Genomic DNA, 5,917 nt, shown 5'->3' on the forward strand with positions numbered 1-5,917 from the left:
AACCGGACATCTGTATTACCCATGCCCCGGGCCATATGTTCATCTCAGACATACTCAACGAAGAACTGGCGACTATGTAAATGCGAAAATGCAATCGCTGAATGCGAAAGTGATTCTTGAGCGGGAGATTTCCTGTCCGAACTGCTGCCTGAATCTCATCAGAAAGTTTTAAAAGCGAAAGCCCGTTAAACAGCGTCTTTATTGTCTTTCCGGCTATTTCTACAATTTCTGAAAACGTTTCAGAAACTTCTTTCGACAGATAGTCAGGGGATCGCTCGAAATTTACTAAATCACTCATTACACCATCCAAACCGTACCCCTTATCAGGATGTCTTGCTTGAATAAATGATAAAACCCCTTTGGCCTGGTCTATCGGGTTGAGGGCTTCCCTCTGAAGGTTTTCTGTCAGTTGGTAGACCAGTATTTCATCCTTCTGGGTGATCGTATTGACGATAAGTGCCGGGATGGATGCCAGTTCCAGCTTCTGTGCAGCCAGATAACGGCGTTCTCCGCAGAGGAGCAGGTATTTGCCGTCTTTCGGTGTTACAAGGACAGGTTCTAAGACACGCCGGTACACTAAGAATTTCTTAGCGAGTTCAGGAGCGAGAGGGGGTGGCTCTAAGCGAACCGTTCAAGCCGATAAAACCGTTCAAGCTGTTTGAACATCCAAGAAAAAGGGGGCGACGTGAGCCCCGACAATGGATTCCATAAGGGCCTTAAAAGACTCACTCTCTGTATCGATCTCTGAGCGAATCTGTTCCTCCACTATAATGCTTTCAAGAGGCAGGTGTATAAATTCCGGATTTGCAGCCTTTTCCTGTTCAGTCATCTTTTTTCCCTCTTTTTAATTCAGTGGTTCGTACTTCGTCGTTCGTACTTCGTTAAGAACATTTCTCGATGTACGATGTACTGTGTACGATGTACTGTCTTGCGAATCTACCTCGATACCGTCCTCTATTGTAAAGAATATTGAAAATCTGTCAAGTTTTTAATCGCCTCAGACAAGACCTAAAATCTATGGGAATGGTTAATAACAATGTAACAGTAAGACTCGGGTTAGTTGCTGGAAATATCTATCAGAACCGAAGCAAAGAAATACGCGAATATTTTGAGTCAAAAAAATGGTTTTTCTGGGCATCAGATGATGTTCGAGACAAAGTCACTGCCTTGGCTACCAAAGGGTATGAAAACGAGCCAGCAATCATAACTGCAAAAATACTAACGAGAGAACCACATAACAAAATCATCCAACCGACACTTTCAGCGGCGGCTGATGCTGGCGTTGAGCCTGTAATATTAATGAAATAACCACAGATACTCGCGAAATTGAGTGAGCTTCGAGCCCCGGGTACCCGCAAAAAGCGCAGCCGGATACCCGGCTGCGGGTGGGGGAGCAAAACAGTGTTCCTGCATGAAATCGGTTTGAGCAACAATCCGAATACAGGTTATAATTTAAACAACAGCTCCGTATACGTCGGTACAGGCCACATATCCCTTGGAACGATCATTTCCAGATTGTCGATATCTGTGCGCAGGGCCTGCATTGCCGTGATAACCTTGTCACGGTAGGTTTCCGCTTTTTTAACGGTGCCGTCTGTGCCCTGTGCCTTTGCTAACGCTGCTTCGAGCTTTGCCAGGTTCTTATAGGAAGACGTTAACAGCCCGGCCAGCTTCTTGAGGAAATCCTCCTGGACAGAAGCCGCAACCGATACGGCACCAAAACTGGAAATGGAGTCGGCCAGAAAGGTTGCATATTCGATTCCTGCAGGTATGAATTGTTTCCTGACCATATCTATTGCCGCCAATGCTTCGATGTTGATCTGTTTCGAGTAGTGCTCGACATAGATATCGTAGCGCGAATGCAGTTCTTTGTGCGAAAGGACCTCATATTTTCCGAAGAGCTTAAGGGCCTTATCCGTAATAAACGCCTTTAACGCATCAACGGAGTTTGTTACATTAGGCAGGCCACGCTTTTCCGCCTCTTTCACCCATTCTTCCGCATAATTATTCCCGTTAAAAATCACCCGGCTATGCTTCTTATAGGTTTCCCTGATGATCGCTGCCGCTTCGGCATTTTTGTCCTTGGCCTTTTCCAGGCGGGTGGCTATTTCGTCAAGGGCTTCAGCCGCGATGGTGTTTAGGGCGACATTGGGTCCTGAAATCGACTGTGACGAGCCAACAGTCCTGAATTCGAACTTGTTACCGGTAAAGGCAAAGGGAGAGGTCCTGTTGCGGTCGGTATTGTCCTTGGGGATTTCCGGCAGTGTATCGACACCAACGTGGACAAACTGCGCGCCCTTGATGGAGATCTTTTCCCCTTTTGCAAGCTTCTCCATAATATCTGTTAATTCTTCGCCCATAAAGATGGAGATAATGGCAGGGGGCGCTTCGTTGGCGCCCAGACGGTGATCGTTTGCAGCATGTGCGCAGGTGGCCCGCAGGATATCCGCATGGGTGTCGACGGCTTTGAGCAGTGCGCTTAAGAATAACAGAAATTGAACATTTTCAGCCGGTGTATGTCCGGGTTCCAATAAATTGATGCCGTCATCCGTGGAGAGCGACCAGTTGTTGTGCTTGCCGGAACCGTTAATGCCGGCATAGGGCTTTTCATGAAGCAGGCAGACCAAGTCGTGACGTAAGGCGACCTTTTGCATGGTCTCCATGACAAGCTGATTGTGGTCTGTGGCGATGTTCGTGGTGGCAAAAATGGGGGCCATCTCGTATTGGGCCGGCGCTACCTCGTTATGCTGGGTTTTGGACATAATGCCCATTTTCCATAGTTCAGTATTGAGGTCGTGCATGTAAGCGGAAACCCTGTCCTTAATGGCGCCGAAATACTGGTCCTCAAGCTCCTGACCCTTGGGGGCAGGCGCGCCGAAGATTGTTCGTCCTGCCAGCATCAGATCGATCCGCTCCAGATAGAATTTTTTGTCAACCAGAAAGTATTCCTGTTCGGGGCCTACGGTGGAGGTTACTTTCGTGGAAGTAGTATCGCCCAAAGCTTTTAAAACCCGCAAGGCCTGTTTTGACACAGCTTTCATGGACCGCAGCAAGGGTGTCTTCTTATCAAGGGCTTCGCCATAATAGGAGTAGAAGGCTGTGGGAATCGTAAGGGTGACGTTGCCGCCTTCGTCTGTTTTCAGAAACGCCGGCGAGGTGCAATCCCAGGCAGTATATCCTCTCGCTTCGAATGTGGTGCGCAGGCCGCCGCTTGGAAAGGACGATGCGTCCGGTTCACCCTGGATCAGTTGCTTGCCGGAAAATTCCACAATCACACTGCCATCGTCTGCCGGGGATATGAAAGAGTCATGCTTTTCGGCTGTTATCCCGGTCAAGGGCTGGAACCAATGCGTATAGTGGGTCGCCCCTTTCTCAATGGCCCAATCCTTCATGGTATTTGCAACCACGTCAGCAACATCGGGCCGCAAGGGAATATCTTTTTCAATCGTTTCCTTCAGAGCCTTGTAAATCTCCTTGGGCAACCGCTCTTTCATGACCTTATCATTGAAAACGTTAGATCCGAATATTTTCGTAAGTTCCATGATTTCCTCCTCTTCTAAATTTCTAAGACATTCTCTGTTTTGAACTGCTTCGTTCGGTCTTTGTGAAAACCTCGAGGTCGTTGAGGTGTGATATATACACGTCTATGTGTAAATCTGCTGAGAGCAATTTTACAAGTAAACTAATGTTATTTTTGGTAACCGTTTTTGTCAAGTCAAACGGGTAAACGGAGCACTGTATACCTCATCTCTTGAGACATCTTACTATCTCTCCCACGTACATCCTGTGATAGTCCTTCAAGGGATAAAACTCATCTATTGCAGGGTCCAGGAAGTGGGCCGGTATCATATCCTGAAAATATATCTTTTTGCATATCAATACTAATCGTGCCTCAGCAAAATAGATTGAATCGTTATCAAGAACAGGGGTAAGACCTGTTTCTGCTACTTTATTGACATCCCTTCCTGATTTCGTGCCGCAGTAGGTTAAAATATCCCGGTATTGTTCTTCAAGGAAGGAAAGCGTATAGATGCTACACTTTTCCATAAATTCATAGGTATAACGGTTGGGTCTTATCACACAGAAACAGATATTCTTATACCACAATACGCCTAATCCTCCCCAGGCGCCCGTCATGGTATTAAATGATTCCTTTGTACCGGCAGTAATAAGCATCCAGTCTTTACCTATGAGCTTGAAAGGATTATCGGCGAGATTCTCTGGATTTATTTCTTTAAAATTGTTCATGGGGCCACCTCCTTATAATACATTTTCATACTCTATTTTGCAATTATCTTCAATCATTTTAGAGAACAATGAGCACGGCTCCCGCCTCAAATGCGATTGTTCGTCAGATGGAACAATCATCGTGCATTGATGGCTAATGGTAAAACATGCCCTTGAGCACCCCATTTATGACCTCTGAATGCTTTTCCAGTATACAAAAAAAGCTTGACAAAATTTACACTTACGAGTATAAATGTCTAAAGTGGTAAAAAGTGTTATAAGGTGGGATAATGTTCGCTGGAAGATATGAATATACCATAGACGACAAGAGCAGGGTGAGTATCCCCTCGAAATTCAGAGAGGGGCTCTCGACGAATTATGATATGAGACTCATGCTTACAAACCTTGACGGGTGTATCGTGGGTTACCCGTACCAGGAATGGCTGAACATACAGGACAGGACATCCAACTACGGATCCATAAAAAAAGAAGCAAGGGCCTTTCTCAGATATTTTTATTCGGGTATTACCGAATGCCCCATAGACAAGCTTGGGAGGGTTCTCATACCACAATCCTTGAAAACGGCCGCAAGCATAAAAAAGAATGTGGTTATTGTCGGTATGGGTCCAAAGATAGAAATATGGGCCCAGGAACAGTGGGAAGAATTGGTTAAAAAGGCAATTTCAGACCCTGATCAAGTGGCAGACATTGTTTCAGAGCTTGGGCTTTAATGGGTTCCACACATATACCTGTTCTTCTTGAAGAGGTAACGAGTAATCTTGTAAGCGAAAAAACTGAGATTTTTGTTGATGCAACAGTAGGTGGAGCCGGACATTCAAGTTTTATATTAGAGAGGTATGGAAATCTAAGGCTTATCGGTTTGGATGCGGACGAAAAGGCGCTGGAGATTGCCAATGAAAAACTAACCGCCTTTAAGGACAGGGCAACACTTATCAGGGGGAATTTTAAGGATTTGAAGGCAATATTAACATCAATAGGGGTTTCATCAATAGATGGCATACTCTTTGACCTCGGTCTTTCCACATACCAGATTACGGGGAATAGAGGGTTCAGCTTTAATGACGATACCTTTCTCGACATGAGGATGGACAATCGGGAATCATTTACTGCTTATGACGTCGTGAACAGTTATAGCTATGAGGACCTGAAGGGGATTATGGAGGATTATGGCGAGGAATATAAGGCATACAGGATTGCAAAGGCGATTGTAGATGAGAGAAAGAAAAACCCTATATCAACAGCGAAGGAATTAAGCGCAATTATATTAAAGACAAAAAGGAGGACAGGGAAAATCCATCCTGCCACAAAGGCCTTTCAGGCAATTAGAATAGAGGTAAATAGCGAGTTAAAAAACCTCACCACCGGCATTACAGATGCGGCCGATGTGCTTGCTCCTCAGGGAAGGATAGGCATTATCTCATTCCATTCCCTTGAAGACAGGATAGTAAAAAATGTATTTAAAACCTCTTCTCTGCTCATGACCATCACAAAGAAACCCATAAAAGCGGGACGGTCTGAGATGAAACAAAATCCGAGTTCCAGGAGCGCCAAGCTCAGAGTAGCAGAGAGAGAATAAAAACCCGGGGGATAAGCATATGGAGAGGCTTTATATCTCTGTGAAAAGGGAACCAACCTACAGAAGTTTGAGGTCCACCTTTTTAATTGTTTG

The 5,917-nt window shown here is 45.4% G+C and carries 7 protein-coding genes; 3 read left to right on the top strand and 4 right to left on the bottom strand.

Annotation, left to right across the window (positions count from 1 at the left end; all coding sequences use genetic code 11):
• Positions 1-577 (bottom strand): ParB N-terminal domain-containing protein (locus NTX75_17550; protein ID MCX5818023.1); only part of this gene is annotated, 577 nt, incomplete at its 3' end.
• 72 nt (positions 578-649) lie between these two features.
• Entirely contained in the window at positions 650-829 is a 180-nt protein-coding gene (locus NTX75_17555) for a hypothetical protein (protein MCX5818024.1), read from the bottom strand.
• A 188-nt stretch (positions 830-1,017) separates the two neighbouring features.
• Here NTX75_17555 and NTX75_17560 point away from each other — a divergent pair, with 188 nt between their 5' ends.
• A complete protein-coding gene (locus NTX75_17560) occupies positions 1,018-1,308 on the top strand; it encodes a hypothetical protein (GenBank protein ID MCX5818025.1) in 291 nt (96 codons plus the stop codon).
• 137 nt (positions 1,309-1,445) lie between these two features.
• Here the strand turns inward: NTX75_17560 and NTX75_17565 are convergent, their stop codons facing one another.
• Both NTX75_17565 and NTX75_17570 read right to left on the bottom strand, forming a co-directional pair.
• On the bottom strand, positions 1,446-3,542 hold the full coding sequence (locus NTX75_17565; protein ID MCX5818026.1) for a glutamine synthetase III: 2,097 nt from the start codon (positions 3,540-3,542) through the stop codon (positions 1,446-1,448).
• A 202-nt stretch (positions 3,543-3,744) separates the two neighbouring features.
• Positions 3,745-4,248, bottom strand: a complete 504-nt coding sequence (locus tag NTX75_17570) for a flavin reductase (GenBank protein ID MCX5818027.1) — start codon at positions 4,246-4,248, stop codon at positions 3,745-3,747.
• A 269-nt stretch (positions 4,249-4,517) separates the two neighbouring features.
• Here NTX75_17570 and mraZ point away from each other — a divergent pair, with 269 nt between their 5' ends.
• Both mraZ and rsmH read left to right on the top strand, forming a co-directional pair.
• On the top strand, positions 4,518-4,958 hold the full coding sequence (gene mraZ, locus NTX75_17575) for a division/cell wall cluster transcriptional repressor MraZ (GenBank protein MCX5818028.1): 441 nt from the start codon (positions 4,518-4,520) through the stop codon (positions 4,956-4,958).
• Positions 4,958-5,824: a 16S rRNA (cytosine(1402)-N(4))-methyltransferase RsmH gene (gene rsmH / locus NTX75_17580; protein MCX5818029.1), complete on the top strand. Its 867-nt coding sequence runs from the start codon at positions 4,958-4,960 to the stop codon at positions 5,822-5,824. The genes mraZ and rsmH overlap by 1 nt, the downstream gene beginning before the upstream one ends.
• Positions 5,825-5,917 lie beyond the last annotated feature (93 nt).

Source organism: Pseudomonadota bacterium (assembly GCA_026388315.1).
Classification (GTDB): Bacteria; Desulfobacterota; Syntrophorhabdia; order Syntrophorhabdales; family Syntrophorhabdaceae; genus MWEV01.